The organism is Saccharopolyspora sp. NPDC002376 (assembly GCF_053593195.1).
The window spans coordinates 85,012-108,743 of record NZ_JBSFBZ010000020.1 but is presented as its reverse complement, the minus strand read 5'-3'; the positions used below and the strand labels follow the sequence as shown (position 1 = coordinate 108,743).

General features: G+C 69.6%; 20 protein-coding genes. 9 read left to right on the top strand and 11 right to left on the bottom strand.

Features of this window, described 5'->3' with window-relative positions; translation table 11 throughout:
* Positions 1 to 589: 589 nt before the first annotated feature.
* The 3 genes from ACWCO2_RS16190 to ACWCO2_RS16180 form a co-directional block, all read right to left on the bottom strand.
* On the bottom strand, positions 590 to 4,243 hold the full coding sequence (locus tag ACWCO2_RS16190) for a glycosyltransferase family protein (RefSeq protein ID WP_450128523.1): 3,654 nt from the start codon (positions 4,241 to 4,243) through the stop codon (positions 590 to 592).
* 161 nt (positions 4,244 to 4,404) lie between these two features.
* Positions 4,405 to 5,748 carry a type I glutamate--ammonia ligase gene (glnA, locus tag ACWCO2_RS16185; protein WP_450128522.1) on the bottom strand — a complete coding sequence of 448 codons (1,344 nt, stop codon included), beginning with the start codon at positions 5,746 to 5,748 and terminating at the stop codon, positions 4,405 to 4,407.
* Between the two features lie 158 nt (positions 5,749 to 5,906).
* Positions 5,907 to 7,490, bottom strand: a complete 1,584-nt coding sequence (locus ACWCO2_RS16180; protein ID WP_450128521.1) for an alpha/beta hydrolase — start codon at positions 7,488 to 7,490, stop codon at positions 5,907 to 5,909.
* A gap of 83 nt (positions 7,491 to 7,573) precedes the next feature.
* On the opposite strand from ACWCO2_RS16180, the gene ACWCO2_RS16175 reads away from it, so the two are divergent.
* The 6 genes from ACWCO2_RS16175 (at position 7,574) to ACWCO2_RS16150 (ending at position 15,501) form a co-directional block, all read left to right on the top strand.
* Complete coding sequence (locus tag ACWCO2_RS16175; protein WP_450128520.1) at positions 7,574 to 9,319, top strand: NAD+ synthase; 1,746 nt, start codon at positions 7,574 to 7,576, stop codon at positions 9,317 to 9,319.
* A gap of 118 nt (positions 9,320 to 9,437) precedes the next feature.
* Entirely contained in the window at positions 9,438 to 12,425 is a 2,988-nt protein-coding gene (locus tag ACWCO2_RS16170) for a DEAD/DEAH box helicase (RefSeq protein ID WP_450128519.1), read from the top strand.
* Entirely contained in the window at positions 12,418 to 13,254 is an 837-nt protein-coding gene (locus ACWCO2_RS16165) for an SWIM zinc finger family protein (RefSeq protein ID WP_450128518.1), read from the top strand. The genes ACWCO2_RS16170 and ACWCO2_RS16165 overlap by 8 nt, the downstream gene beginning before the upstream one ends.
* A gap of 123 nt (positions 13,255 to 13,377) precedes the next feature.
* Positions 13,378 to 13,974, top strand: a complete 597-nt coding sequence (locus ACWCO2_RS16160; RefSeq protein ID WP_450128517.1) for a GNAT family N-acetyltransferase — start codon at positions 13,378 to 13,380, stop codon at positions 13,972 to 13,974.
* Between the two features lie 46 nt (positions 13,975 to 14,020).
* On the top strand, positions 14,021 to 14,815 hold the full coding sequence (locus ACWCO2_RS16155; protein ID WP_450128516.1) for a MerR family transcriptional regulator: 795 nt from the start codon (positions 14,021 to 14,023) through the stop codon (positions 14,813 to 14,815).
* A complete protein-coding gene (locus tag ACWCO2_RS16150) occupies positions 14,812 to 15,501 on the top strand; it encodes a hypothetical protein (RefSeq protein ID WP_450128515.1) in 690 nt (229 codons plus the stop codon). Before ACWCO2_RS16155 ends, ACWCO2_RS16150 begins: the two co-directional genes overlap by 4 nt.
* Here the strand turns inward: ACWCO2_RS16150 and ACWCO2_RS16145 are convergent.
* A complete protein-coding gene (locus tag ACWCO2_RS16145; protein WP_450128514.1) occupies positions 15,498 to 15,830 on the bottom strand; it encodes a hypothetical protein in 333 nt (110 codons plus the stop codon). The two genes, ACWCO2_RS16150 and ACWCO2_RS16145, sit on opposite strands and share 4 nt — an antisense overlap.
* Before the next feature lie 149 nt (positions 15,831 to 15,979).
* Here ACWCO2_RS16145 and ACWCO2_RS16140 point away from each other — a divergent pair, with 149 nt between their 5' ends.
* On the top strand, positions 15,980 to 16,774 hold the full coding sequence (locus tag ACWCO2_RS16140) for a transporter substrate-binding domain-containing protein (RefSeq protein ID WP_450128513.1): 795 nt from the start codon (positions 15,980 to 15,982) through the stop codon (positions 16,772 to 16,774).
* Between the two features lie 4 nt (positions 16,775 to 16,778).
* Here ACWCO2_RS16140 and ACWCO2_RS16135 read toward each other — a convergent pair whose 3' ends face one another.
* Positions 16,779 to 17,207 carry an ester cyclase gene (locus ACWCO2_RS16135; RefSeq protein ID WP_450128512.1) on the bottom strand — a complete coding sequence of 143 codons (429 nt, stop codon included), beginning with the start codon at positions 17,205 to 17,207 and terminating at the stop codon, positions 16,779 to 16,781.
* Positions 17,208 to 17,394: 187 nt separating this feature from the next.
* On the opposite strand from ACWCO2_RS16135, the gene panB reads away from it, so the two are divergent.
* Complete coding sequence (gene panB, locus ACWCO2_RS16130) at positions 17,395 to 18,249, top strand: 3-methyl-2-oxobutanoate hydroxymethyltransferase (protein WP_450128511.1); 855 nt, start codon at positions 17,395 to 17,397, stop codon at positions 18,247 to 18,249.
* Positions 18,250 to 18,296: 47 nt separating this feature from the next.
* On the opposite strand, the gene ACWCO2_RS16125 is transcribed toward panB, so the two are convergent.
* The gene (locus ACWCO2_RS16125) at positions 18,297 to 19,274 is read right to left on the bottom strand and encodes a glutathione S-transferase family protein (RefSeq protein WP_450128510.1); all 978 of its coding nucleotides are present in this window, start codon (positions 19,272 to 19,274) and stop codon (positions 18,297 to 18,299) included.
* A 149-nt stretch (positions 19,275 to 19,423) separates the two neighbouring features.
* Here ACWCO2_RS16125 and ACWCO2_RS16120 point away from each other — a divergent pair, with 149 nt between their 5' ends.
* The gene (locus ACWCO2_RS16120) at positions 19,424 to 20,170 is read left to right on the top strand and encodes an SDR family NAD(P)-dependent oxidoreductase (RefSeq protein ID WP_450128509.1); all 747 of its coding nucleotides are present in this window, start codon (positions 19,424 to 19,426) and stop codon (positions 20,168 to 20,170) included.
* A gap of 46 nt (positions 20,171 to 20,216) precedes the next feature.
* Here the strand turns inward: ACWCO2_RS16120 and ACWCO2_RS16115 are convergent, their stop codons facing one another.
* The 5 genes from ACWCO2_RS16115 to ACWCO2_RS16095 all read right to left on the bottom strand — a co-directional run bounded on the left by ACWCO2_RS16115 (position 20,217) and on the right by ACWCO2_RS16095 (position 23,719).
* On the bottom strand, positions 20,217 to 20,603 hold the full coding sequence (locus ACWCO2_RS16115; RefSeq protein ID WP_450128508.1) for a DUF4326 domain-containing protein: 387 nt from the start codon (positions 20,601 to 20,603) through the stop codon (positions 20,217 to 20,219).
* Positions 20,604 to 20,812: 209 nt separating this feature from the next.
* Positions 20,813 to 21,478: an NADPH-dependent F420 reductase gene (gene npdG, locus ACWCO2_RS16110; protein WP_450128507.1), complete on the bottom strand. Its 666-nt coding sequence runs from the start codon at positions 21,476 to 21,478 to the stop codon at positions 20,813 to 20,815.
* An 81-nt stretch (positions 21,479 to 21,559) separates the two neighbouring features.
* On the bottom strand, positions 21,560 to 22,993 hold the full coding sequence (locus ACWCO2_RS16105; RefSeq protein ID WP_450128506.1) for an RNB domain-containing ribonuclease: 1,434 nt from the start codon (positions 22,991 to 22,993) through the stop codon (positions 21,560 to 21,562).
* Positions 22,994 to 22,998: 5 nt separating this feature from the next.
* On the bottom strand, positions 22,999 to 23,187 hold the full coding sequence (locus ACWCO2_RS16100; RefSeq protein ID WP_450128505.1) for a hypothetical protein: 189 nt from the start codon (positions 23,185 to 23,187) through the stop codon (positions 22,999 to 23,001).
* A gap of 73 nt (positions 23,188 to 23,260) precedes the next feature.
* Positions 23,261 to 23,719, bottom strand: a complete 459-nt coding sequence (locus tag ACWCO2_RS16095; protein WP_450128504.1) for a hypothetical protein — start codon at positions 23,717 to 23,719, stop codon at positions 23,261 to 23,263.
* Positions 23,720 to 23,732 lie beyond the last annotated feature (13 nt).

Sequence of the window (23,732 nt, the reverse complement as noted above, 5' to 3'; positions counted from 1 at the left end):
CTCTCCAACAATGCTGTTGAAACAATCCCAGCAGACACTCACACAAACCCGAAAGTTTGGAGCGTCATACTCAAAGAAACCACCAACCAAAACCCTAAAGCTTTGGTCGGGGGCATAAAAGAACACTAACCAAAACAGTCCGCTGTTGAGTTCTCAAAGAACACACCCACACCATCACCCACAACCATTTTCAGGCCGTGAAGCTCCGGGGAGCATTTTCTTTCGCTTTCTTGTGTCGGTAACTCTAGCAGGCCCTGTTTTCGGGGTTTCAGGGGGGTGCCCCTCGCTGATCTCTCCGAAGATCGAGCCTTGCTTCAGTTATCAACGCGCCTGGTTTCCTATCGGATCCCTGGCAACTGCTTTACGTTACCCGGTGCGCTTCGCGGTGTCAAACCCGCGCGTCCCGGCCGGTGTGCGCTCCTCGGAGATCGTTTCCGTCCTCCGGGGCGCTCCCGCTGCCGTCCTCGCCGGGCTCTTGCGTCCCGGTCCGTTCGGCTTTCCGTGCGGCGAAGAGAAAGTTACGCACACTCTGCGTCAAAGTCAAATCGCCTGGTCAGCCGCTTGACTTCACTCGGACAGCGGATTACCGCTACTTGCTTTTCGGGCGCAGCCAGAGCTTCACGGTGCTCGCCGATCCGGCCGCGTTAATGGCTTCTAGCAGGTCAGACGCCTCGACCGGGCGGGTTCGACCGACCGGGATCAGCTCGTAGCCCCAGGTTCCGAACTCGCGGAGCGCCGCCGCAGGATCGTCCCCCAGTTGGCTGATCGCCGCCGGTGTGAAGGAGCACACGATCGATGGGCGATCCCTGCGGAGCAGGCGGACCAGACCGCCGAGCACCCGGTGCACCCGGGCACCGACGTCGACGTGCACCACGGACAGCTTCATGTCGCGCAGGGCTGCGTGGCCTTCCAGCTCTCGGTCCAGGCGGATGCCTCGCACTGAGGCTTCCTCGCCGTCTTCCGCCGGCGCGACCGAGAGGCCTCCGGCCAGCGAGGCTTCGGAAGTCATGTCGCACGGGGCGTCCCAGGCCGCGCCTTCCAGGAGCACCATGCGGTGGCCCCAGGCTGCCGGGACGTTGACCTCGACGTTGCGCTTGAGCAGTTCTGCACTGCGCGAGCACGGTTCCACCGCGACCACCGCCCCGCTGTTTCCGAGGCGGCTGAGCACTCGCACCGTTTGGTAGCCGACGTAGGCACCGATGTCGAGGAAGATGCCGTCCGGTTCCAGCAATGAGTCGATCAGCGCGGAGGCGTCGGTGTCCCAGGTCGGGTGCGAGGACAGCCACGGGAGCATGAAGCTGTCGTCGGTCGGCAAGCGCAGCAGGCCTGCGTCGCAAAGCACCGGTGTTGTGGTGCCGTCCCCGCCTCCGGTGTTGCGCTCGTGCTCGCGGAGCAGGATGCGCTGCAGGACGTCGGTGCGCTGCAGGGCGTTCGCGGCGTCGGTCGATGCGGCGCGCACGGAGGTTTCGACGCTCTGGCCGGAGGAGTGGCGCTTTTCCAGCGCGTCCATGCGGTCGAGGATCCGCTCGACCGCGCTGGTCAGGCTGTCCATGCGCTCGGCGAGAGCGTTCACCCTGGAGTCGTCGACCGTGCCGGTTTCGAGCTCCCGCAGCCGGCGGTGCTGCTCAGCCAGGTCGGCGCGGGCTCGGACCACTCCGTCCTCGGTGACCATGAGCTGGGCGCCGAGCTGGTCCTGGCGCTGGGAGAACTGGGCGAGCTCGGCGCGCATCGCTTCCACGTCGCCGTCGCCGTCCGCCTCGTACTGGCGGCGCAGGAGTTCCGACGCGGTCTGCTCGACGCCGTCGACCATCGAGCGCATGACGTCGCGGATGTGCTCGTCGTAGTGGCTCAGCGCCTTGAGCACCGCCTTGCGCAGGGCCGGGGCCATCGAATTGCGGCTGCCGACTCCCGTGTCCGGGGCGCGGTGCAGCGCGTGGCGGGCCACCAGGAGGGGGCGCAGCGGATCGTCGAACTGGCCGTGGCTGTCGGTCGACCATTTCGTCCGCCAGTTCCGGTAGGCGTGCTCGACCCGCTCGCGCAGGCGGGCACCGGCTCGGGCCACGGTGTGCGTGGCTAGCAGGTTCTCCCTCGCTGCCACGCCGAAAGCCGCGGTTGCCTCGGCATCGTCGGCGGCTTGGCGGAGCAGTTCTGCCGCCGCGTCGATGTCGGGCTCACCAGGGCCCTGGCAGGGAACGAGGCGGGCCGCTTCCGCTCCGAAGATCTCGGCGACCGCGCCGTGGTCCCCGGCGATCACCGGGATGCCGTGCGCGGCGACTTCGAGCAGCCTCAGCACGTGGTCGTCGGTTGCTCCGGCACGGTGCAGCGACGTGAAGCAGTCCGAGGCGGACAGCAGGGCTTGGAGGTCGAACTCGTCCTCGACGAGCTGGATGCGCGGGTCGGCCGCAGTGGCCAGGCGCAGGCGTTCGGCCGCTTCGGGGAACTTGTCCGCGCCGACCACACCGATCAGCAACCGCACGTCGTCGCGTTCCGGGAACGCGGCGAGGAATGCGCTGACCACGCCCAATGCGTTGTCCGCGCGCTCGGCTGCGTGATCCGCGCAGGAGGCGATGACGAACTCGTCGGACAGCTCGAACCGGGCGCGCGTGCCCTTGCGCGTCGGCAGGTCCACGAGCTCCCGCTCGGGTGCGGGCAGCGTGACCACTCGGGTTTTCGCACCGCTGCGGCGGGCCGCGGCCCGGCTGTTCTCGGAGAGCACCCAGGTTTCGGCGACGTCGTCGGAGCCGACCGTGCCGGTGTGCACGTCGATCACGTATCGGCCGACCGGCACCGGCAGATCGGGGTCGCAGCGCAGGACTACCGGGTAGTAGGCGGTGTCCGCGGACGGCAGGCCCGATGTGCCGACCGCGTCCCGCAGCAGTTCCGCGAGCGGTCCTTGGCCCAGGACCGCTACGCCGAGCTGGTCCACGAGGGCTGCGCGGTTGCCGGTCCTGCGGTGCACCGCCTCGGCCGGGACGCGGCCGCTGGCCACCCCGACTCCGACGCACCACTCGTGGAAGGCCTCCGCGTCGGCGCCGAACGGGTCCGGGTAGTCGCGGCGCAGGACCGGGTCGTCCGTCCACACCGCCGCTGTCCAGCGGGAACCGCCCGCGACGCGCTGCTGGTCGTCGGCCGGGGAGCAGGCCCACTCCTGGAACTCCGGCAGCGCGTCCTGCTCGAACGGGCTCGGCGGGGCTTCGCCGTCGAGCCAGGCACCGAGGTATTCGCGGCGAAGGGTGTTCGGGAGCACCGCGCCGTCCGGCAGAGCGTCGAACGGGTGCGGCTCCTCGCGCGTGTAGCCCGCCTCGACCAGCGCGTTCCGGTAGCCGGCGCACAATCCGGCGAGCGTCTGGTACTCGGAGAGCAGGATGCGCGGGCGGTCGGCGTAGGTCGTGGAGAGCAGCCAGGGCCGCTGCGGTTGGAAACCGTCGAAGTGCACGCTGCGCAGCACTGCGCCGTCGACCGTGTGCTTGCCTTCGCTGGAGACCGCGAGTTCGCGCTGCGCCGCGTTCCACACCGACAGGCCGACGCCGGGGTCGCGGATCACCTTGTGGTCGACGAGCGCCGGGGCGTCGTCGAGGACCGGCGTGACCATCGTCGGGTCGCTGCGCAGCTGTTCCACCCAGGTCTCGAGCAGCTGCTCGGCACCGGGCCGGACCGCGAACACGCTCGGATCGAAGGTTCCCGATTCGGCGAGGTCAGCCGGGCTGGGGCGCAGGCCGTCCACCGCGAGCGGGCGCAGCACGCGCGGCACCAGCGCGACCGGGCGATCCGGGGTCAGACCGGTCAGCAGGTCGTCGAAGCGGCCGAAGACCTGCACGGACGGCTCGAAGTACAGAGTCGTGTGACCGGTCTTGAGCAGGTGCTGCAGGAACCGCGGGCGCAGGACGTTGCGCAGCTGCTCCGCGGTGCACCCGGTGGCCAACCGGGCGAACTCCTGCGGGTCGAGGCCGATGTCGGTGACCGACAGCGCGTCCGCCTCCGCCTGGCCCAGCTGGTCCACCAGCAGAAGCGCGAACCTCGCGTCCGGGTGGTGGCGGCGGAAGGTGTCCCGCAGGACCCTGGCGGCCGGGAGCTGGTCCGGGCAGGCCAGGGTGCACCCGAGCAGCGTGCCCGCGGCCGGTTCTCCTGGCGTTTCCGCCGGCCACTCCGGTTCGAACAGCTCCGCCGACTGCTCCAGCACACCGGACTGCAGGGAGGACTCCTCGGAGCTGATCGGGTCATGCTTCGCCTGCGAATCAGTCACGGCCGCAACCTATCGCTACCCGAGCACCGATCAGAAGCCCAACCCCACGAGCCCCAGCGCCGGTGCCGAACTCCGTCCGCACGACGGCACTGGGACCTCGATGACCTCGGCAGATCCCGCCCGCTCCCCGATCGTTCCGACACGCCCCGGTGTGTCGGGCCTCAGAGCATCGGCATCAGGGTGCGGAGCTCGTAGGGCGTGACGTGGCTGCGGTAGGCGTTCCACTCCTCGCGCTTGTTGCGCAGGAAGAAGTCGAAGACGTGCTCGCCGAGGGTTTCGGCGACCAGCTCGGAGGACTCCAGCTCGCTCAGCGCCTCGTTGAGGTTCTGCGGCAGGTTGGCGTAGCCGGCGGCCTTGCGCTCGCGCTCGGTCAGCACCCACACGTCGTCCTCGGTGGCGGGCGGCAGCTCGTAGCCCTTGTCCACGCCGCGCAGGCCAGCCGCGAGGATCACCGCGTAAGCCAGGTACGGGTTGCAGGCCGAGTCCAGGTTGCGGACCTCGACGCGGCGCGAGGACGCTTTGCCCGGCGAGTACATCGGCACCCGGACCAGCGCCGAGCGGTTCGCGTGGCCCCAGCACACCGCGGTCGGGGCCTCGCCGCCGACGATCAGGCGCTTGTAGGAGTTGACCCACTGGTTGGTCACCGCGCTGATCTCACGGGCGTGGTGCAGGATGCCGGCCACGAACGCGCGGCCGACGTCGGAGAGCTCGAACGGGTTCTCCGGGTGGTAGAAGGCGTTCTGGTCGCCCTCGAAGAGGCTGAAGTGGGTGTGCATGCCCGAACCCGGCTGGGCGCTGAAGGGCTTCGGCATGAACGAGGCGTGCACGCCCTGAGTGATCGCGACCTCCTTGACCACGTACCGGAAGGTCATCACGTTGTCGGCCATGGTCAGCGCGTCGGCGTAGCGGAGGTCGATCTCCTGCTGGCCGGGCGCGCCCTCGTGATGGCTGAACTCCACCGAGATGCCCATCGCCTCGAGCGTTTCGATGGCGTTGCGCCGGAAGTGCGGGGCGGCGTCGTGGCTGGCCTGGTCGAAGTAGCCGCCGGAGTCGGCCGGCACCGGCTCGGAACCGTCGTCGGGCAGGTTCTTGAGCAGGAAGAACTCGATCTCGGGGTGCACGTAGCAGGTGAAGCCCGACTCGGTGGCCCGAGCCAGGGTGCGGCGCAGGACGTGCCGCGGGTCCGACCAGCACGGTGAGCCGTCGGGCATGTGGATGTCGCAGAACATCCGGGCCGAGTAGTGCTCGCCGTCGGGGGTCTCCCAGGGCAGCACCTGGAAGGTGGCCGGGTCTGGCTTGGCGACCATGTCCGATTCGTAGATCCGGGCGAAGCCCTCGATGGCCGAGCCGTCGAACCCGATGCCCTCGGCGAAGGCGCCTTCCAACTCGGCGGGCGAGATCGCTACCGACTTGAGCATGCCGAGGACGTCGGTGAACCACAGCCGCACGAAGCGGATGTCACGTTCCTCCAAGGTGCGGAGCACGAACTCCTGCTGGCGGTTCATGCTCGCAGCCTAAGAGTTCCAGCGCCGAATCGCGTAACTGGTCCATGAATGTCCGGCTACCCGGAGGTGGTGATCGTCCGCGCGGCGCTGCGACGGATCCTCGCTCAGACGTGAAGGAGGGCGCCTCCTCGGTCGGGAGACGCCCTTCTTAACGTTGGTCACTTCGCTGAGCAGCGAGCTCCTTCTGCTGGGACCTTCAGGTCGACCAGGTATCGCGTGCCCGCGTCGTCGACGCAGGAGGCGCCCTGCAGGAACACCGTGTGCTGGGTGCCCTCGTACGTGAGCAGGCGGCCGTGCAGCGCGGCGGCGAGCTTGACGCCCGCGTCGTAGGGCGTTGCCGGGTCACCGGTCGTGGAGATCACCAGCGTCGGGGGCAGCGCACCGACCTCGGGTTCGGTCGGTTCGCCGGTGACCGGGACTGGCCAGAAGGCGCACATGTCGCGCGCCGCGCTCGGCGGGTTGCCGTCGTCGAGGAACGGCGCGGCCTGGCGGTAGCGGAAGTCGGCTTCGCGGCGCTGGTTCGGATCCATCACGCGCTGGTCGTCGACGCAGTGCACGGCGTCGAAGGCGTCGTTGGTGTTGGAGTAGCGGCCGTCCTGCTCGCGGGTGAAGTAGCTGTCCGCGAGCGAGAGCAGGGTCCGGCCGCTGCCCTGGCGCAGCTCGGCGAGCCCGCCGTCCAGCTGGTTCCAGAGGCTGGGTGTGTAGAGCGCCTGGATCGCCCCCATCGTGGCGTCCTTGTAGGACAGCTCGCGGCCGTCACCGGCGCGCGCCGGTTGCTCCACCAGAGGGCGGGTGATCTGCTGGAACTGCGCCACCGCGGCCTTCGGGTCGCGCCCCAGCGAGCACTGCTGGCGCGCCGTGCACCAGGCCGCGAAGTCGTTGAAGGCGCGCTGGAACCCAGCGCCCTGCGCCACCAGCTGGTCGATGACCGACTGACCCGGGTCGATCGCTCCGTCGAGCACCATCGCCCGCACGTTGCCGGGGAACTGCTCGGCGAACTCCGCGCCGATTAGGGTGCCGTAGGAGTAGCCGACGTAGGTGAGCTTCTCGTCGCCGAGCGCCGAGCGGAGCACGTCCATGTCCCGAGCGACGTCGCGGGTGCCGACGTTGGCCAGCAGCTTGGGGTTGGTGCGCTCGGCGCACTTGTTCACGTAGTCACGCTCCTCGCTCTCGGTCTGCGCGATCCCGCTCGGCGAGGTGTCCGCGTCGGAGTCCAACCGCTCGGCGTCGCGCTCCTGGTCGGTCAGGCAGCGCACCGCCGGCTCTGAGGCGCCGATGCCTCGGGGGTCGAAGCCGATCAGGTCGAACCGCTCCCCCAGCTCGGTGTTGCGCAGCGATCCGGCCAAGCTCGCCGCCGTGCTCATCCCGGATGCACCCGGGCCACCGGGGTTGATCTGCAGCGAACCGATCTTCTGCTGCTGATCGGTGGCCGGGCTGCGCAGGACACCGATGGTGATCACCTCGCCCTGCGGGGCGGCGTAGTCCATCGGGACCTGCAGGCGCGCGCACTCGAGCCCGGGGCTGGCGTAAGCGGACCGATCGCTGTCAGTCCGGGTGTAAGGCGCGCAGGGCCCCCACGACAGCTCCTGGCCGTAGAAGCGCTCCAAGCCCGGCGGAACCGGTCCGACCGGCCCCTTCCTCTCGGTGTGCGGCTGCAGCGGTTGGGGGCTCTGCGTCGGCAGGCTGCACGCGGCGGCGCCCAGCACGACGACTGCGGAGAGCGCTGTCAGTAGGCGGTTCACCACTGGATCGTGACATGCATGAGGAGGTGTGAGCCGCGCCGGGCGGGACGACACCGCCCGGTCGGGTGCGCGAAGATGGGCGCATGCCCCAGTTGCGCATCGCACTCGCACAGGTCAACGCATGCGTCGGCGACATCGCCGGGAACAGCTCGATGGTCCTGGAGTGGACCCGTCGCGCCGTGCAGGAGGGCGCCCACCTGGTGGCGTTCCCCGAGATGGTGCTGTCCGGCTACCCGGTCGAGGACCTCGCGCTGCGCAAGTCGTTCGCGGCGGCCAACCTCTCCGAGGTCGAGCAGCTCGCCCGCCGGTTGCAGGAAGCCGGTTGCGGGGACGCGCTGGTGATCGTCGGGCACCTCGGCCGCGACGACCAGGGACCGCGCAACTCCGCGTCGCTGCTCTACGGCGGCGAGGTCGTGGCGACCTACCACAAGCACCACCTGCCGAACTACGGCGTGTTCGACGAGGCCCGCTACTTCGCGCCCGGCTTCGACCTGCCGATCGTGCGGTTCCACGGACTGGACGTCGGCGTGGTGATCTGCGAGGACATCTGGCAGAACGGCGGCCCGGTGGCCGCGCTGGGCCAGGTCGGCGTGGACCTCGTGGTGTGCCTCAACGGCTCGCCCTACGAGCGCGCCAAGGATGACGCCCGCACCCCGCTGGTCGTGCGGCGGGCAGCCGAAGCCGGGGCGCCGGTGGCCTACGTCAACCTGGTCGGCGCGCAGGACGAGCTGGTCTTCGACGGCGATTCGATGATCGCCGCGGTGGACGGCGAGATCACCGCACGGGCGCCGCAGTTCGCCGAGCACTTGCTGCTGCAGGACCTGGAGCTGACCGCCGGCGGCCACACCTCGACTACGGTGCCCGCCGAGCCTGGCCCGATTCGGATGCCGGCCTTCGACGTGCAGCGGATCGTGGTGCAGCCCGAGCCGCTGCCGAGCTACGAGCCGTTGCCGTCCGATCCCCCGGCCGAGCCGCTGGACGACGAGGCCGAGGTGTGGGGCGCGTTGGTCACCGGGTTGCGCGACTACGTGCACAAGAACGGTTTCCGGACGGTGACCTTCGGGTTCTCCGGCGGCATCGACTCGGCGGTCGTCGCGGCGCTGGCCGCTGACGCGCTCGGCGCGGACTCGGTGCACGGCGTTTCGATGCCGTCGAACTACTCCTCCGAGCACTCCCGGTCCGACGCCGCCGAGCTGGCCGAGCGCATCGGCTGCCACTTCGAGGTGCACCCGATCGCCGACATGGTCGACGTGTACGTGCGGCAGCTGGAGCTGGCCGGGCTGGCCGAGGAGAACGTGCAGGCGCGCGCCCGCGGCGTGCTGCTGATGGCGCTGTCCAACCAGCGCGGGCACCTGGTGCTGGCGACCGGGAACAAGACCGAGCTGGCGGTGGGCTACTCCACCATGTACGGCGACGCGGTGGGCGCCTTCGCGCCGATCAAGGACGTGCCGAAGACGCTGGTGTGGAAGCTGGCGCAGTGGCGCAACGCGGATGCGGAGAAGCGCGGCGAGGTGCCGCCGATCCCGGAGAACTCGATCATCAAGCCGCCGTCGGCGGAGCTGCGGCCGGACCAGGTGGACCAGGACTCGCTGCCCGAGTACGACGTGCTCGACGTGGTGCTGGACGGCTACGTGGAGAGCGACCGCAGCTACGCGGACCTGATCGCCGAGGGCTTCGACGCCGAGCTGGTCGAGCGGGTGCTGCAGATGGTGGACCGCGCTGAGTACAAGCGGCGGCAGTACCCGCCGGGGACCAAGATCACGTTCAAGGCGTTCGGCCGGGACCGGCGGCTGCCGCTGACCAACCGGTGGCGCGAGATCGCGCCGTGAACCCGAGTCGGCTGTAAGACGACAAACACCGTGCACGGGTTCCGGGTCGTGAGTGCGTAACAGTGTTCGAACACTGTTACGCACTCGCGATCCGCACTCATCGAAGGAGGATCATCCGGTGTGGGCCGTGCACGCGTTGTGCACTGTGGACGGACGTCTGGTGCTGTGGGCGGAGGATTCCGAGCTCCCGGCGCGGATTGCGGGGCGCGCACCCCGCGGTCCGCTGGCGCATCCGTTCGCGGTTTCCGGTGAGGCGTTGCGGGATGCTTTGTCCAACGAGCAGTTCAAGGTCGACTCCATCCCGATCCAGCTGCCGTCCTACGCTTCCGCGCCGGTCGCCTCGCCGGAACTGGTCCGGGATCCGCTGACCGCCGGGCCCGCGCCGCGCGGGAAGCTGCGGCTGCGGGAATGGCTGGTCCCCGCCGTGTCGTGCAATCCGGCGACGGTGGCCGAGCTGCTGGACGAGGGCGTGCCCGGCTGCCGGTTGGGGGTCTCGGCGCACTTCCTGCGCAGCCTCGCCGAGTGGGCGGAGCAGCTGGTGTCGCAGGGACGGGTGCTGCCCGCGCTGGTCGATGTCGCCGAGTGGCCGACCGCGCGGTGGCGACCGGCGTTGTCCAGCACGGATTCTGCGCACTTCGTGGCGCTGCGCGACGCCATGCCACCGGCGTTCCGCTGCGAGCGCGGCGATGCACCGGCCGATGTCCTGCGCAACGCGCTGAACGTGCTGGTCGACGGCATCGTGCGCAGTCGGGTCGCGGATCTCGAGCTGGCCGGAGGCCGAACCGCAGTGGCGGCGTGGCTGAAGGCGTTGACCGGCGAGCCGCGTTTCGACAGCGCCGAGAACCAGGTCCGCAAACTCGCGCGACAGCTGGAGACCTGGCGGGCCAGCGGCGGCCGGGAGAACCCGGTGCGGACCTGCTTCCGGTTGCACGCACCCGAGGACGACGAGGACTGGCGCCTGGAGTTCCTGCTGCAGGCAGTGGACGATCCGAGCGTGCTGGTGTCGGCCAACGAGGTGTGGCGCGCGGACAGCATGGTCCTGCAGCGCTGGACCGACGAGCCGGAGGAGCTGCTGCTCACCGATCTCGGCGAGGCCAGCCGGATCTTCCCCGCGCTGGACGCGGCGCTGCGCGTGCCGCACCCGAGCGAGCTGCTGCTGGACGCCACCGGCGCGTACGAATTCCTCACCAGCGCTGCGCTGCTGGATCAGGCGGGTTTCGGCGTCCTGCTGCCGTCCTGGTGGGGACGCACCGAGCAGCTCGGGTTGAAGCTGACCGCGTCGAGCACCGGGACCGCCGGTGCAGTGGCCAAGGAGTCCGGCGTCGGACTGGCCGACCTGGTCGACTACCGCTGGGACCTGGCGCTCGGCAACGAGCAGCTGACCGAGTCGGAGCTCGAAGAGCTTGCCGCCGCGAAGGTTCCGCTGGTTCGGTTGCGCGGCCGGTGGGTCCGGATCGATCGCAAGCGGCTCGCGGCCGGGCTGGCGTTCCTGGAGCAGTCCGGGTCCGGCCAGATGACCGCCGGTGAGGTGCTGCTGCAGGCTGGGCGCCCCGGGGAGGACGACGAACGGCCGATGCCGGTCGTGGAGGTCAGCGGGCGCGGTTGGGTCGGCGACCTGCTGTCCGGTCAGCTCGAGCAGCACTTGGAACCGGTGGAGCCGCCCGAGGGGTTCAACACGACCTTGCGCCCGTACCAGCGACGTGGTTTGGCCTGGTTGGCGTTCCTCGACCGGCTCGGCCTGGGCGCCTGCCTCGCCGACGACATGGGTCTGGGCAAGACCGTGCAGTTGCTGGCGCTGGAAGCGCTGGCGCGCGCCGACGGTTCGCGTGGGCCGACGCTGCTGGTCTGCCCGATGTCGCTCGTCGGCAACTGGCAGCGAGAGGCCGCGAAGTTCGCGCCGTCGCTGGACGTCCACATCCACCACGGTTCCGACCGGCTCACCGGCGAGGACTTGATGGAGGAGGTCGGCGGGCACGACCTGGTCATCACCACCTATCCCCTGGCGGCGCGGGATTCCGCCGTGCTGCGGGAGATCCGCTGGGAGCGGGTGGTGCTCGACGAGGCGCAGAACGTCAAGAACAGCAACTCCCGGCAGTCGCGGGCGGTGCGCGGGCTGTCCGCGCGGCAGCGGATCGCGCTGACCGGCACGCCGGTGGAGAACCGGCTCGCCGAGCTCTGGTCCATCATGGACTTCGCCAACCCGGGCGTCCTCGGCTCGCTGAGCACGTTCCGGGCGCGGTTCGCGGTGCCGATCGAGCGCGACGGCGACACCGAAGCCGCGGCGCGCTTGCGGCAGGTCACCGGGCCTTTCGTGCTGCGGCGGGTGAAGACCGATCCGGCGATCATCGACGACCTGCCGGACAAGATCGAGATGAAGCAGCTGTGCAACCTCACCGCCGAGCAGGCCTCGCTCTACCAGGCGGTGGTGGACGACATGCTGGCGCGCATCGCCGACAGCGAGGGCATGGAGCGGCGCGGCCTGGTGCTGGCGACCATGTCGAAGCTCAAGCAGGTGTGCAACCACCCGGCGCAGCTGCTCGGCGACGGCTCCCCGCTGCCCGACCGGTCCGGGAAGGTGGCGCGGCTGGAGGAGATCCTCGAATCGGTGCTGGCCGACGGCGACAAGGCGCTGTGCTTCACGCAGTTCGCGGGCTTCGCCGGGATGCTCGTGCCGCACCTGGCCGCCCGGTTCGACACCGAAGTGCTGTTCCTGCACGGCGGCACGTCGAAGAAGGCCCGCGACGAGATGGTCCGGCGGTTCCAGGAGACCGACGGGCCGGCGATCTTCCTGCTGTCGCTCAAGGCCGGCGGTACCGGGTTGACGCTGACCGCCGCCAACCACGTCATCCACCTCGACCGCTGGTGGAACCCGGCGGTCGAGGATCAGGCCACCGACCGGGCGTTCCGCATCGGGCAGCGCCGGGACGTGCAGGTCCGCAAGCTGACCTGCATCGGCACCCTGGAGGAGAAGATCGACCGGATGATGGCGGACAAGAAGGCGTTGGCGCAGCTGGTGGTCGGGTCCGGTGAGAACTGGCTGACCGAGCTGTCCACCAGCCAGCTGCGCGAGCTGGTCGCGCTGGAATCGGAGGCCATCGGTGAGTGACTGGTACGGAGGTTTTCCCAAGCCCAGCAAGCCGATTCGGGTCGAGGGCGGCATCAAGGCGCGCAGCAAGCGCGGCGAGATCGCGCAGACCTGGTGGTCGCGCCGGTTCATCGAAGTGCTGGAGTCGTTCGGCATGGGCGGACGGCTGCAGCGCGGCAAGAACTACGCGCGCGCAGGCCAGGTGCTGAACCTGTCGCTGTCGACGAGCGTGGTGGTCGGCCTGGTCCAGGGCTCCCGGCCCCAGCCGTACCGGGCGCGCATCGCCATCAAGGCGCTCTCGTCGGCGGAGTGGGACCAGGTCGAGCGGACGCTGGCCGGGCAGGCGCTGTACGCGGCGAAACTGCTGGCCGGGGAGATGCCGCAGGACATCGAGGACATCTTCGCCGAGCTCGGCCTGGAGCTGTTCCCGACGACCATGCGCGAGCTGACCATGGATTGCTCCTGCCCGGACTGGGAAATCCCGTGCAAGCACCTGGCGGCGACCTGCTACCTCCTGGCGGAGTCTTTCGACGCGGACCCGTTCCAAATCCTCGCCTGGCGAGGCCGCTCCCGCGAAGAACTCCTCGACCGCCTCCGCGCCCTCCGAGGCACGACCACCGGCCCCGCGACGGAAGAACCCACCGGCCCGGAACCGCTGTCGGCCTCCCTGGAAACCTTCTGGACAGCCCCGGAACCCCCAGCTCCCCCGCCGACCACGGGAACCACGGCGCCGGACGCAGTCCTCGACGAACTCGACCCGCTACCGGTGCAGATCGGCGGTACCTCCGCGGTGGACCTCCTCCGCCCCGCCTACCGAGCGATGGCCGCACCAACCACGACCGAACGCTGAGCGCTCCACGTGCCGCGAGCGGTGCGCAGATCTCTCCGACGTTCGCAGCGGGAACTACCGCAGTGGCCGTTACCAGGGAAAACGAATGGCCGGGTGTTCGGGTGCGTTGATAGCGTCGACCGCATGGCTCCTCCCGCACGTGATGCGTTTTCCGACGACCTCGAGGCTGCCGCGGACACCCTTGCCGCTGCCTTCGCCGACTACCCATTCACCCGGCACACGATCTCGGCCGACGACCACCTCGGTCGGGTCAGGCGCACCCAACGCATGTACCTGGAGCGGATCGGGCTCCCGCACGGTCAGGTGCACGTGTGCGGGGACGCCGAGGCCGTAGCCGTCTGGACCACTCCGGCCACCGACTTGGCCGCTTTCGCCGACCTGGCGGCGGAAGCCCAGGAGATCGCTGGAGACCGCGCCGAAGCGGCCGACGCCACCGAGCAGGCGATGCAACCGCACCGACCGACCGAACCCGTGTGGTTCCTCGCCACTGTCGGTGTCCGACCCGACCGGCAGGGCCGGGGACTCGGTCGTGCCGTCCTGGAGCCGGGCCTGCACGCGGCGGACGCCGCCGACGTCCCCTGCTTCCTCGAAACCTCGCTCGAGTCGAACCTGCACTTCTACCGCAAACTGGGCTTCGAAGTGACCGCAGAGGTCGACCTCCCCGATGGCGGCCCCCGAACCTGGGCGATGCGCCGCCCATCACCCACCGAACGCCAGTAAGCGTCCGACTTGACCTTGTCGCAGCGTCAACGTTTCTACTGTCGGCATGCGAATCGGTGAAATCGCCGCACTGGTCGGAGTGTCCACGCGGACCGTGCGCTACTACCACCACCAGGGTCTGCTCCCCGAACCGGAACGCCGGTCCAACGGCTACCGCCACTACGGCCTGCGCGACGCGATCACGCTGGCGCGCATCCGCCGCCTCACCGAACTCGGGCTTAGCCTCCAGGAGGTCCGCGACGCACTGACCGACGACAGCGGACGCGATCTGCGCGAGATCCTGGTCGACCTGGACCGCGAACTCGCTGAGCAGGAACAGCAGATCCGCGATCGCCGCGCCCGGCTGGGGAAGCTCATCGAACGCGCCGAACGTGGTGAGCTGGACGTGGACGGCACCGTTTCGCCGGAAACCGCTGAACTGCTGGCGGCGCTGAACCACGCCGAGCCCGAACCGCCGTCACCGATAGCCGCCCTGGAGCGGGAATTGTTCGCCCTGATGGACACCACCAACGGGGACCAGCGCGACCAGGTTCTCGCGGCAGTCCTCCCCGCCACCGCCCCGGACGCCCTCGCTCGCGGCCGTGAACTGCAACACCGGCTCGACGAACTGGCCGAAGCAGCCCCGGACGATGCCCGGGTGGTGCCGCTGGCCCAGGCGATGGCGGACAGCATGCCGGCCGAGGCCCTGGCGCTGGTCCGGGACAGCGGCGCCGAGCTCGCCCTCGAGCACGCCTTCAGCAAGGCGTTGTTCGACTCGATCGGGCCGGCTCAGGCGGAAGTGCTGCGCAGGGCGATCCGGCTGGCGTCCCACCGACCACGCGATCCCGGTGGTGCGCGGTGAGAAAGGTCCTGCGGCGGCTGGCGGTCGAACGCCGGGCCGCGAGCTTGTGGGCGTTCCTGCGGCGGCGGCGGATCGGCATCGGTCCGGACGACACCGAGCTGGGTTACGCCCGTGAGCAGGTTCCGCTGATGCTGACGCTGGCGTTCGTGCTGGCGCTGGAGACCGCAGTGGTCGGGCTCCTCGTGCCGTGGCCGATCGTGCACGTGCTGGACGTCTGCGCGGTGCTGCAAGTCGTGGTCGCGCTGGCCGCCCTGGTCACCCGACCCCACTTCGTGGGCCGGGGTCGGCTGGTGCTCCGCAACGGAGCCCGGTTCGAGCTGCAGCTGCCCCTACCGTCGATCACCGGCGTGTCGTCCGCCCGGAAGTCCCACGGGGGAGCCACATTCCAGTTCCACGACCAGGGTGGTGCCCCGGAACTGGCCATCGTGGTGGGAAACCAGACCAACGTGTGCGTGACGCTCTCCGAGCCGGTTCCCATCGTCCTGCCGAACGGCACGACCCATGAGGTCGAGCAGGTGCGGTTCCGAGCCGACGAACCAGCGCTCTCGGTGTCCGCGATCCGCAAGGCGATCGCCGAGGCGGCATCCGATCAGCCGAGGTCTGAGGCGATGCGGGGCGCGGGGTGCGGGAGGGAGGTACCCCCAGACCCCTCCCTCCCGCGTCCCACGCACTCCCCACCCCATTAGACGTTGAGATGGGGTTTTGGTTGCATCCTGTTTTTCACCGTTTTTCCCAAGGTGAAAATCGCAGGTAAGAGACGTTCTAGAAGACGGACGACGACCTCGTCGCCGGCCTGCTTGCCGATGAACAGGCGAGCCTCGACGCGCTGGCATCCCGCGAACACCAATGCGGCCAGGGGAACCAGGAAGAGGTTCAGCAGGATCGTGACCGGCAGGACCCCCAAGGTCAACGAGACGCCCGTGCTGGAACCGCTCATCTCGCATTTGCGCCACAGCGCGCCGATCATCCGCATGCCGAAGACGATCACCAGCAGCGCCAGCGCGAAGACCGCCAACGCCGCGATTCCGGCCCAGATGAGGCGGATCTGTTCTTCGTTCTCTTGGAGGTGCGAGGCAGGCCGCAGTTGCGCTGAAAACGATCAGATCTGGATTTTGTCGGGTTGGCGGGTTATGCATGGTCGTCGAAGATCGAAAGGTGGGCGCCATGCGGTGGAAGCGGTTCGGGGTCGGGTTGGTCGTGGCCGGGGTTGTCGCGGTGAGCGCGTCGTGCACCTCGGCGCCGGAGCCCGAAGCTGCCGCCAACCGGTTGGACGAGGTCGTGCAGCGCGGGGAGCTCCGGGTGTGCAGCACCGGGGACTACCGGCCGTTCACCTACCGGGATCAGGCCGGTGAGTGGAGCGGGATCGACATCGACATGGCGCACGACCTGGCCGAGCAGCTCGGGGTTCGGGCCTCCATCGTGCCCACCACCTGGAAGACGCTGGTCGAGGACTTCACCGGCAAGTGCGACATCGCCGTCGGCGGGGTGTCGATCACGATGGAGCGCGCTCGCGAGGCGTTCTTCACCAAGGCCTACGCCGTGGACGGCAAGGCGCCGATCACCCGCTGCGAGAACGCCGCGCGGTTCCAGACGCTGGAGCAGATCGACCAGCCCGGGGTTCGGGCCGTCGTCAATCCCGGTGGGACGAACGAGAAGTTCGCCCGGGAGCACCTCAAGCAGGCCACGATCGTCGACCACCCGGACAACAACACGATCTTCCAGCAGATCATCGACGGCAAGGCCGACCTGATGATGACCGACGCCGCCGAGACCCGCTGGCAGGCCAAGCAGCACCCCGAGCTGTGCTCGCTGCACCCGGACCAGCCGTTCACCTTCAGCGAGAAGGCCTACCTGCTACCGCAGGGCGACGTGGTGTTCCAGCAGTACGTCGACCAGTGGCTCAACCTCGCGATGCACGACGGCACCTACCAGCGCATCGCCGAGCCCTGGATCGGTTGACCGCTCACGCGCGGCGGGCTGTGACCTGCTCGAGCAGGCCCAGCTGGGCGAGCAAGGTCAACTGGTCGTAGTAGACCTCGCCGCCGATGACCCGGCCGTGCTCGTCGTAGCGCAGCGTCTCGCAGAAGGCCATGTCCATTTGGCGGCCGGTCGCCGCGTGTCGGCGGAATCGGCCGTCGTTCTGACCGCGGCCGTGGAAGTAGGCCACCGAGAAGCCGGGGCCGTCGACGTAGGACGCGCCGATCACCTGCGCATCCGAGAATGCGCTGATCCACTCCCCCAGCCACTCCTTGAACTGGGCCAGCGTGTGCATGGTGCCGCGCCGCGGATGGTCGATGTAGGCGAAATCGGCACCGATGTAGTGGTCGATCTCGTCGAGTTCGCGCTCGTTGAACAGCTCGTGCAGCTTGATATGGGTGTCCTGGTTGCGCATCGCCGATCCCTCCCGTCCCGAATGCTCCGCTCACACCGGGCAGCGGCCAGAGGAAAAAGCCTCCCGGTGTGACGTTGCTCCGACGGGTATCGGCGAAGCCGCCGGATCGTGCGACGCTTTCGGTGCAACCATCCGCAACGACCCGGGGACCTGCTCAGCAGGCCTCGAGGGAACAGGACGGTCAACGATGACTGCTGCCCAGAACCAGGGCGAAACGGCTGCCCCGTACGGCTCGACCCCCACCAAGCGCCGGGTCCGCATCCACCACCTGCAGCAGATGAAGGAGCGCGGCGAAGCCTGGCCGATGCTCACCTCCTACGACATGTACACGGCGCGGATCTTCGACGAAGCCGGGATCCCCGTGCTGCTGGTCGGCGACTCGGCGGCGAACAACGTCTACGGCTACGAGTCCTCGCTGCCGGTGACCGTGGACGAACTGCTGCCGCTGGTCCGCGCCGTAACCCGCTCCGCCGAGCACTCGCTGGTGGTGGCCGACCTGCCGTTCGGCTCCTACCAGGCCTCGCCGGAGCAGGCGCTGGCCACCGCGACGCGGTTCATGAAGGAAGGTCGCGCGCACGCGGTCAAGCTGGAGGGCGGGCGGCGCTACGCCCCGCAGATCGAAGCGCTGGTATCCGCCGGTATTCCGGTCATGGCGCACATCGGCTTCACGCCGCAGAGCGAGCACGGGCTCGGCGGGTACCGGGTGCAGGGACGCGGCGACAAGGCCGAGGAACTGATGGCCGACGCGCTGGCCGTACAGGAGGCCGGGGCGTTCGCCGTCGTGCTGGAGATGGTGGCCGCTGCTGCGGCCAAGCAGGTCACCGGTGAGCTGCGCATCCCGACGGTCGGCATCGGCGCCGGTCCGGACTGCGACGCGCAGGTGCTGGTGTGGACCGACATGTCGGGCATGAACACCGGTCGCACGGCGCGGTTCGTCAAGCGCTACGCCGATGTGGGCGGCATCCTCGCCGACGCCGCCACCCGCTTCGCAGAGGACGTGCGCGGGCACTCCTTCCCCACCGCGGAGCACTCCTTCAACTGATGCCCTGATTCCTGGGTGGCGATGGTGGCTCTAGCGACCATCGCCGCTCAGGCAGGCGGGGTTCCGTCGCCGAAGGGCTTGCCGCCCAAGGATTCCCGGCCGCGCGGGGTGCGCCAACCAGACGGATCCGGGCCCAGCGGAACGACGCCCGTCGGGTTGATCTGGTGGTGCGTGACGTAGTAGTGGCGCTTGATGTGGTCGAAGTCGACCGTGTCGCCGAAACCCGGGGTCTGGAACAGGTCTCGGGCGTAGGCCCACAGCGCCGGGAGCTCGGACAGCTTCTGCCGGTTGCACTTGAAGTGGCCGTGGTAGACCGCGTCGAAGCGGACCAACGTGGTGAACAGCCGGACGTCGGCCTCGGTGATCGTGTCTCCGACCAGGTAGCGGCGGTCGGTCAGCCGCTCGGAGAGCCAGTCCAGGCGGGCGAACAGCCGCTCGAAGGCTTGCTCGTAGGCCTGCTGAGAGGTGGCGAAGCCGCAGCGGTACACGCCGTTGTTGACGTCGGCGTAGACCAGGGCGTTGACCTCGTCGATCTCCGCGCGCAGGTGTTCGGGGTACAGCTGCGGGGCACCTTCGCGGTGGTAGGCGCGCCACTGCGTGGACAGGTCCAGGGTGATCTGCGGGTAGTCGTTGGTGACGACCTTGTGCTCGGCGAGGTCGAGGATGGCCGGGACCGTGTACCGCCCGGCGAACTCCGGGTCGGCGGCCAGGTACGCCTCGGATAGGTAGGAGATCCCAGTTGCCGGGTCGCGGCCGTCCGGGTCGAGGCTGAACCGCCAGCCGCGCCCGTCGCGGATCGGGTCCACGATGCCCAGTGACAGGACGTCCTCCAGGCCCAGCAGGCGGCGCACGATCACCGACCGGTGCGCCCACGGGCAGGCCAGGCTCACCACCAGCCGGTACCGGTCCGGCTCCACCGGCCACCCGGAGGAGCCGTCGGCGGTGATCCGGTCGGTGAACCGGTTCGCCTGCCGCACCCACTCGCCTCGCTTCGACGTCTCCGCCCCGAACTGCGCCTCAGGCATGTCCCCACGGTATGCCCCGGGCGGCCGGGATCACAGTTTCAATTGAAACTGTGGTCCGCCGTGGGTGGGATTTACAGCTTCAATTGAAACTGTGGTCTGGTGACCGTGCTGGGTTCCGGTGGCGGCCGCAGCTGCTTAGGGTTCCGGGCATGGATTTGGATCTTTCCGGGCGCTGCTTCATCGTCACCGGCGCCAGCAAGGGGCTCGGCTTCGCCACCGCTCGGACGTTGGCGGACGAGGGCGCCAACGTCGTCGTCTCGTCCTCGTCGGCGGAGAACACCTCGAAGGCGGTCGATGAGCTCGGCGACCGGGCACGTGGGCTCGCCGCGGACCTGACCGACCCCGGCGCGCCTCGTCGGCTGATCGACTACGCGCGGGAGCAGTTCGGGCGGCTGGACGGGCTCTTCGTCAGTCACGGCGGTCCGCCGGCCGGGATGCCGAGTGGGCTGGACGACGACATGCTGCGGCGGGGCCTGGAGATCGCCACCATCGCGCCGATCCGCATGGCGCGCGAAGTCGCCGCTGAACTCGGCGACGGCGGTTCTGTGGTCGTGCTGACCTCTACATCGGGTGCGGAGCCGCTGACCGGGCTGGCCAGCTCGAACGTCGCGCGCCCGGCCACCCAGGGTTTCGTCAAGGACCTGGCCAACGAGGTCGGTCCGCGCGGTGTCCGGATCAACGCGCTGCTGCCGGGTCGCTTCGACACCGAACGCGCCCGCGAGCTCGCCGCCGGGAACCCCAAGGCGCAGGAGGCCGCTGAGCAGGCGGCGGCGCTGCGCCGCTCCGGCGATCCGGCCGAACTCGCGGCCGTGGCGGCGTTCCTGCTCTCGCCCAAGGCCTCCTACGTCACTGGAGCCGCCTGGACGGTGGACGGCGGGCGTCGCGCCGAGATGTGACCGGCCCGGGCGCGATTTCGCGGGGCGGACTCCCGCGAAATCGCGCTCAGCCTGCTCGTTTGGCCAGGACGTCGGCGTGGCAGAGCTTCGGGGCGCACCAGCAGCCCAGAGCTCGGCCGGCGAGCTCGCCCTCGCGGAGCTTGGCCAGCAGGTTCGGTTGTTCGTCGAGCCACTGCTCGTAGTGCCGGACCATCGCCTCGCGGTCGACCTTGGCCTCCATGAGGAACGGGCTGGCGAACTCCGACTCCGGCCAGGAGTGCCGCGGGCCGGAGTGCCCCACGTAGGTCAGCAGGCCGGACTCCTCCAGCCACGGCACCAGGTGCTTGTGCGGACCGCCCTTGCGGACGTTGACCACGATGGCGTGGCCGTCGAGCAGGGCGTCGGCCCGCTCCCGCTCGTCGTCGCTCCAGGAACTCGCTTCCTCCGGCAGCACCGCCACCACCTCCGAAGCCCAGGGTCCCGCTCCCCCGACAACAACGCCCGTCACCCTAGGCCGTGCCAATTTCGCGAGAAATTGACGTTCACCCGAGTGACGGTCAATTTCTCGCGAAATTGACACCCCACCCTCCCTGACCAGGCGAGATCGCGTCGAGTCAGGGAGGGTTCCAAATTTAGGGAAATGTGGGTTCACCCAGGCGGGGGTCAGATGTCGGTGATGCGGAGGCCGGCGTGGGCCTTGTAGCGGCGGTTGATCGCGATGAGGTTCGCCGTGAACGCCTCCACCTGGTGGGCGTTGCGGAGGCGGCCGCCGTAGATGCCGCGCACGCCGGGGATCGTGTCCGCCAGGGCGCGGACCACGTCGGTGGCTTCGCGGTCGTCGCCGAGGACGAGGACGTCGAGGTCCACGTCGTTGACGGTCAGGTCCGCCAGGGTCACCGCCGAGACGTGGTGGAACGCCGCGGTCACCCGCGACTCCGGCAGCAGCTGCTCGGCCTGCTGCGCCGCGCTGCCCTCCTCCACCGGAAGCGCGTACGGGCCCTTCTTGTCGAAGCCCAGCGGGTTGACGCAGTCGATCACGATCTTGCCCGCCAGCTGCGCCTCCAGGGACTTCAGCGTTTCCGCGTGCCCCTCCCACGGCAGCGCCGCCAGCACGATGTCCGAGGCCGCCGCGCAGCCCGCGTTGTCCTGGCCGGTGACGTCACCGCCCGCGATCTCGACGATCTCCTTCGCCGCCTGCTCGGCGCGTTCGGCGTTGCGCGAGCCGATGACGACCTTCAGCCCTGCCTTCGCCCACCGGATCGCCAGCCCGCGACCCTGCGCCCCAGTCCCGCCGAGGACTCCGATGGTCATCTCCCGCACCTCAGCCACCTCTGGCCCCTTTCGTCACCATCGACCCTACTGTTGGGTCAACGATCGACCGGTGCGGCGGAATCCGCCACGGGGTGTGCGTCAGGCCACTTCGAACGCGACCTCCCGGCGTGTCGGATCGGCCACCACGAGCCGCACCCGAACCTTCTGCCCTTCGCCGAGACCATCACCGGTGCAGCGGGCGATGACCGGCGGATCCGCCACGAACACCTCGCCCGCCACGCCGTTGGCGGCGCGCAGCACGGTGGCCGGGAACTCCTCCCCGACCCGCGAGACCAGCGACCACGCCTGCGCCTGCGCGATGCAGGCCCGCTCCACCTGGCCCGCGATCCGGTCGGAGCTGCCCATCGCCGAGGGCAGCGCGGCCAACGCCTCCGCCACCCACCCGGGCACCTGGCGATCATCGGCCACCGCCAGGCACACCTCCGCGCTGTAGCGGTCAACCAGCCGTCGCAGCGGGGCTGTGACGTGCGCGTACGACGCGCCGATGCCTGCGTGGTTGGCCTTCGCGGGCGCGCCGTCGCCGAAGGCGGTGTAACCGGCTCCGCGCAGCAGTCGCGTCGCCGCGACGTGCACGGCGAGCGCTTCCGGCCGGATCGGGTCCAGTTCGGCCAGCGCCACCGCGGGCGGCAGGTCCACCGGCCAGTCCACGCCGAGCCGAGTCGCCGAACGACGCAGTCCCGCAACGGTTTCCGGCTCCGGATCAGGCACCGTGCGCAGCACCCCGATCCCGGCGGACAGCATCATCTCCGCCGCGCACATGCCGGTGAGCAGCGAGATCTCCGCGTTCCACGCCTCGATCATCAGTCGCGGCCGCAGCACCAGCTGCCAGCCGCCCGCGCCGTCGGACTCCACCTGCTGCTCGGGCAATCCGAGCTCGATCGCCCCACGCCGCATCGCCTGCTCCCGGCGCAACCGCCCGACGTCGGGCAGCAGTGCGATCGACGGGTGCGGAACGCCCTGCTCCAGCGACCGGTGCACCCCGTCGTAGTCCAGCTGCGCCACCGACCGGACCAGCGCGCGGCGGACGTCAACGCGCACCGGCAGCCCGTCCGAGTCGAGATCGATGGTCCACAGCACGGCCGCCCGCACTTGGCCCGGTAACAGGCTCGCGGCGTCCTCGGACAGCCGCGTCGGGTGCAGCGGAACGTTGCCGTCGGGCAGGTAGAGGGTCTGGCCGCGGCGCCGCGCCTCGACGTCGAGAGCACCGCCGGGGAGCACGAACGCCGCCACGTCGGCGATCGCGTAGTGGATCCGGTATCCGGTGTGACGGCGGTTGATCAGCACCGCCTGGTCGAGGTCCTTGGCGCCCTGCGGATCGACGGTGACCAGCGGCAGATCAGTCGCATCGGTCCGGATGCCGGTGGACACCGGCTGCGCCACGGTCTGCTCGACCTCCGCCAGCGCAGCGGGCGGGTAGTCCACGGGCAGGCCCAGCTCGGTCCGGACGGCCGAGAAGTCCATCGCGGCAGCGGCGACCCCGATGCCACCAGGTGGACCGCCCGCCGCCGCCACGAGGATCAGTCCTCGTCGTCTTTCCAGCGCGACTCGGCCTCATCGGCCGCCTTCGTGCGCTCCTGGGCTATCTCCAACGCTCGGGCCGCGGTCTCCTGGTCCGGGTACGGCCCCAAGCGCTCAGCAGCTCGGCAGCCGGCCTTGGGCTCGACCTGCCGGTGCTTCAAACAGAAGTACCAACCTCCGCGGGGCATGTTCCGAGCCTCGCACGACTGCGCGCACCTGTCACGCGCCCGGCTCCGACTCAACCGGGATGTCCGAACGCCGTCACCACGCGGGCGGTGGCGGGGCGGCCGGGGTCGGCTGCCAGCCGCCCGGGTCCTGCTTCGGAATCGGATCCAGGCACGACACCAGGACCTGGTGGGTCTCCGGGTTGTCGACCCGGCGCCCGTCGCGCATCCGGTACTCGAGCTCACCGTTGTCGTCGACTTCCACGGTGCAGCCGACCTCGGCGAGCTGGTCGTCGTCGAGGTCCACCAGCCGCTCGTAGCGCGACGGCACGACCCGGTAGACCGGCCACTGCAGGTGCCCGAAGGCCTGGTGGAACTCGGCGAGCAGGTTCTTCATCTGCTGCTGCCACGGCAGCGGCATCGCCTCGGCCAGCGACCGCGGCAGCACCGCGTAACCGGGGTCCGCCCCCGGACGCGGCTGAGCGAGGTAGTCGGCGAGCGGTGTGCTCGACGCGGGCGGACCGGACGGCCGCGGAATCGGATCTGGCGTGAACATCGTGCACCCTTTC

What these genes read in the sequence shown, in the direction of transcription:
- ACWCO2_RS16100 (WP_450128505.1), bottom strand. Translation starts at nt 23,187, where the DNA reads ATGCCCCGCGGAGGTTGGTACTTCTGTTTGAAGCACCGGCAGGTCGAG.
- ACWCO2_RS16140 (WP_450128513.1), top strand. Translation starts at nt 15,980, where the DNA reads ATGCGGTGGAAGCGGTTCGGGGTCGGGTTGGTCGTGGCCGGGGTTGTC.
- glnA (WP_450128522.1), bottom strand. Translation starts at nt 5,748, where the DNA reads ATGAACCGCCAGCAGGAGTTCGTGCTCCGCACCTTGGAGGAACGTGAC.
- panB (WP_450128511.1), top strand. Translation starts at nt 17,395, where the DNA reads ATGACTGCTGCCCAGAACCAGGGCGAAACGGCTGCCCCGTACGGCTCG.
- ACWCO2_RS16160 (WP_450128517.1), top strand. Translation starts at nt 13,378, where the DNA reads ATGGCTCCTCCCGCACGTGATGCGTTTTCCGACGACCTCGAGGCTGCC.
- ACWCO2_RS16135 (WP_450128512.1), bottom strand. Translation starts at nt 17,207, where the DNA reads ATGCGCAACCAGGACACCCATATCAAGCTGCACGAGCTGTTCAACGAG.
- ACWCO2_RS16155 (WP_450128516.1), top strand. Translation starts at nt 14,021, where the DNA reads ATGCGAATCGGTGAAATCGCCGCACTGGTCGGAGTGTCCACGCGGACC.
- ACWCO2_RS16120 (WP_450128509.1), top strand. Translation starts at nt 19,424, where the DNA reads ATGGATTTGGATCTTTCCGGGCGCTGCTTCATCGTCACCGGCGCCAGC.
- ACWCO2_RS16125 (WP_450128510.1), bottom strand. Translation starts at nt 19,274, where the DNA reads ATGCCTGAGGCGCAGTTCGGGGCGGAGACGTCGAAGCGAGGCGAGTGG.
- ACWCO2_RS16095 (WP_450128504.1), bottom strand. Translation starts at nt 23,719, where the DNA reads ATGTTCACGCCAGATCCGATTCCGCGGCCGTCCGGTCCGCCCGCGTCG.
- ACWCO2_RS16175 (WP_450128520.1), top strand. Translation starts at nt 7,574, where the DNA reads ATGCCCCAGTTGCGCATCGCACTCGCACAGGTCAACGCATGCGTCGGC.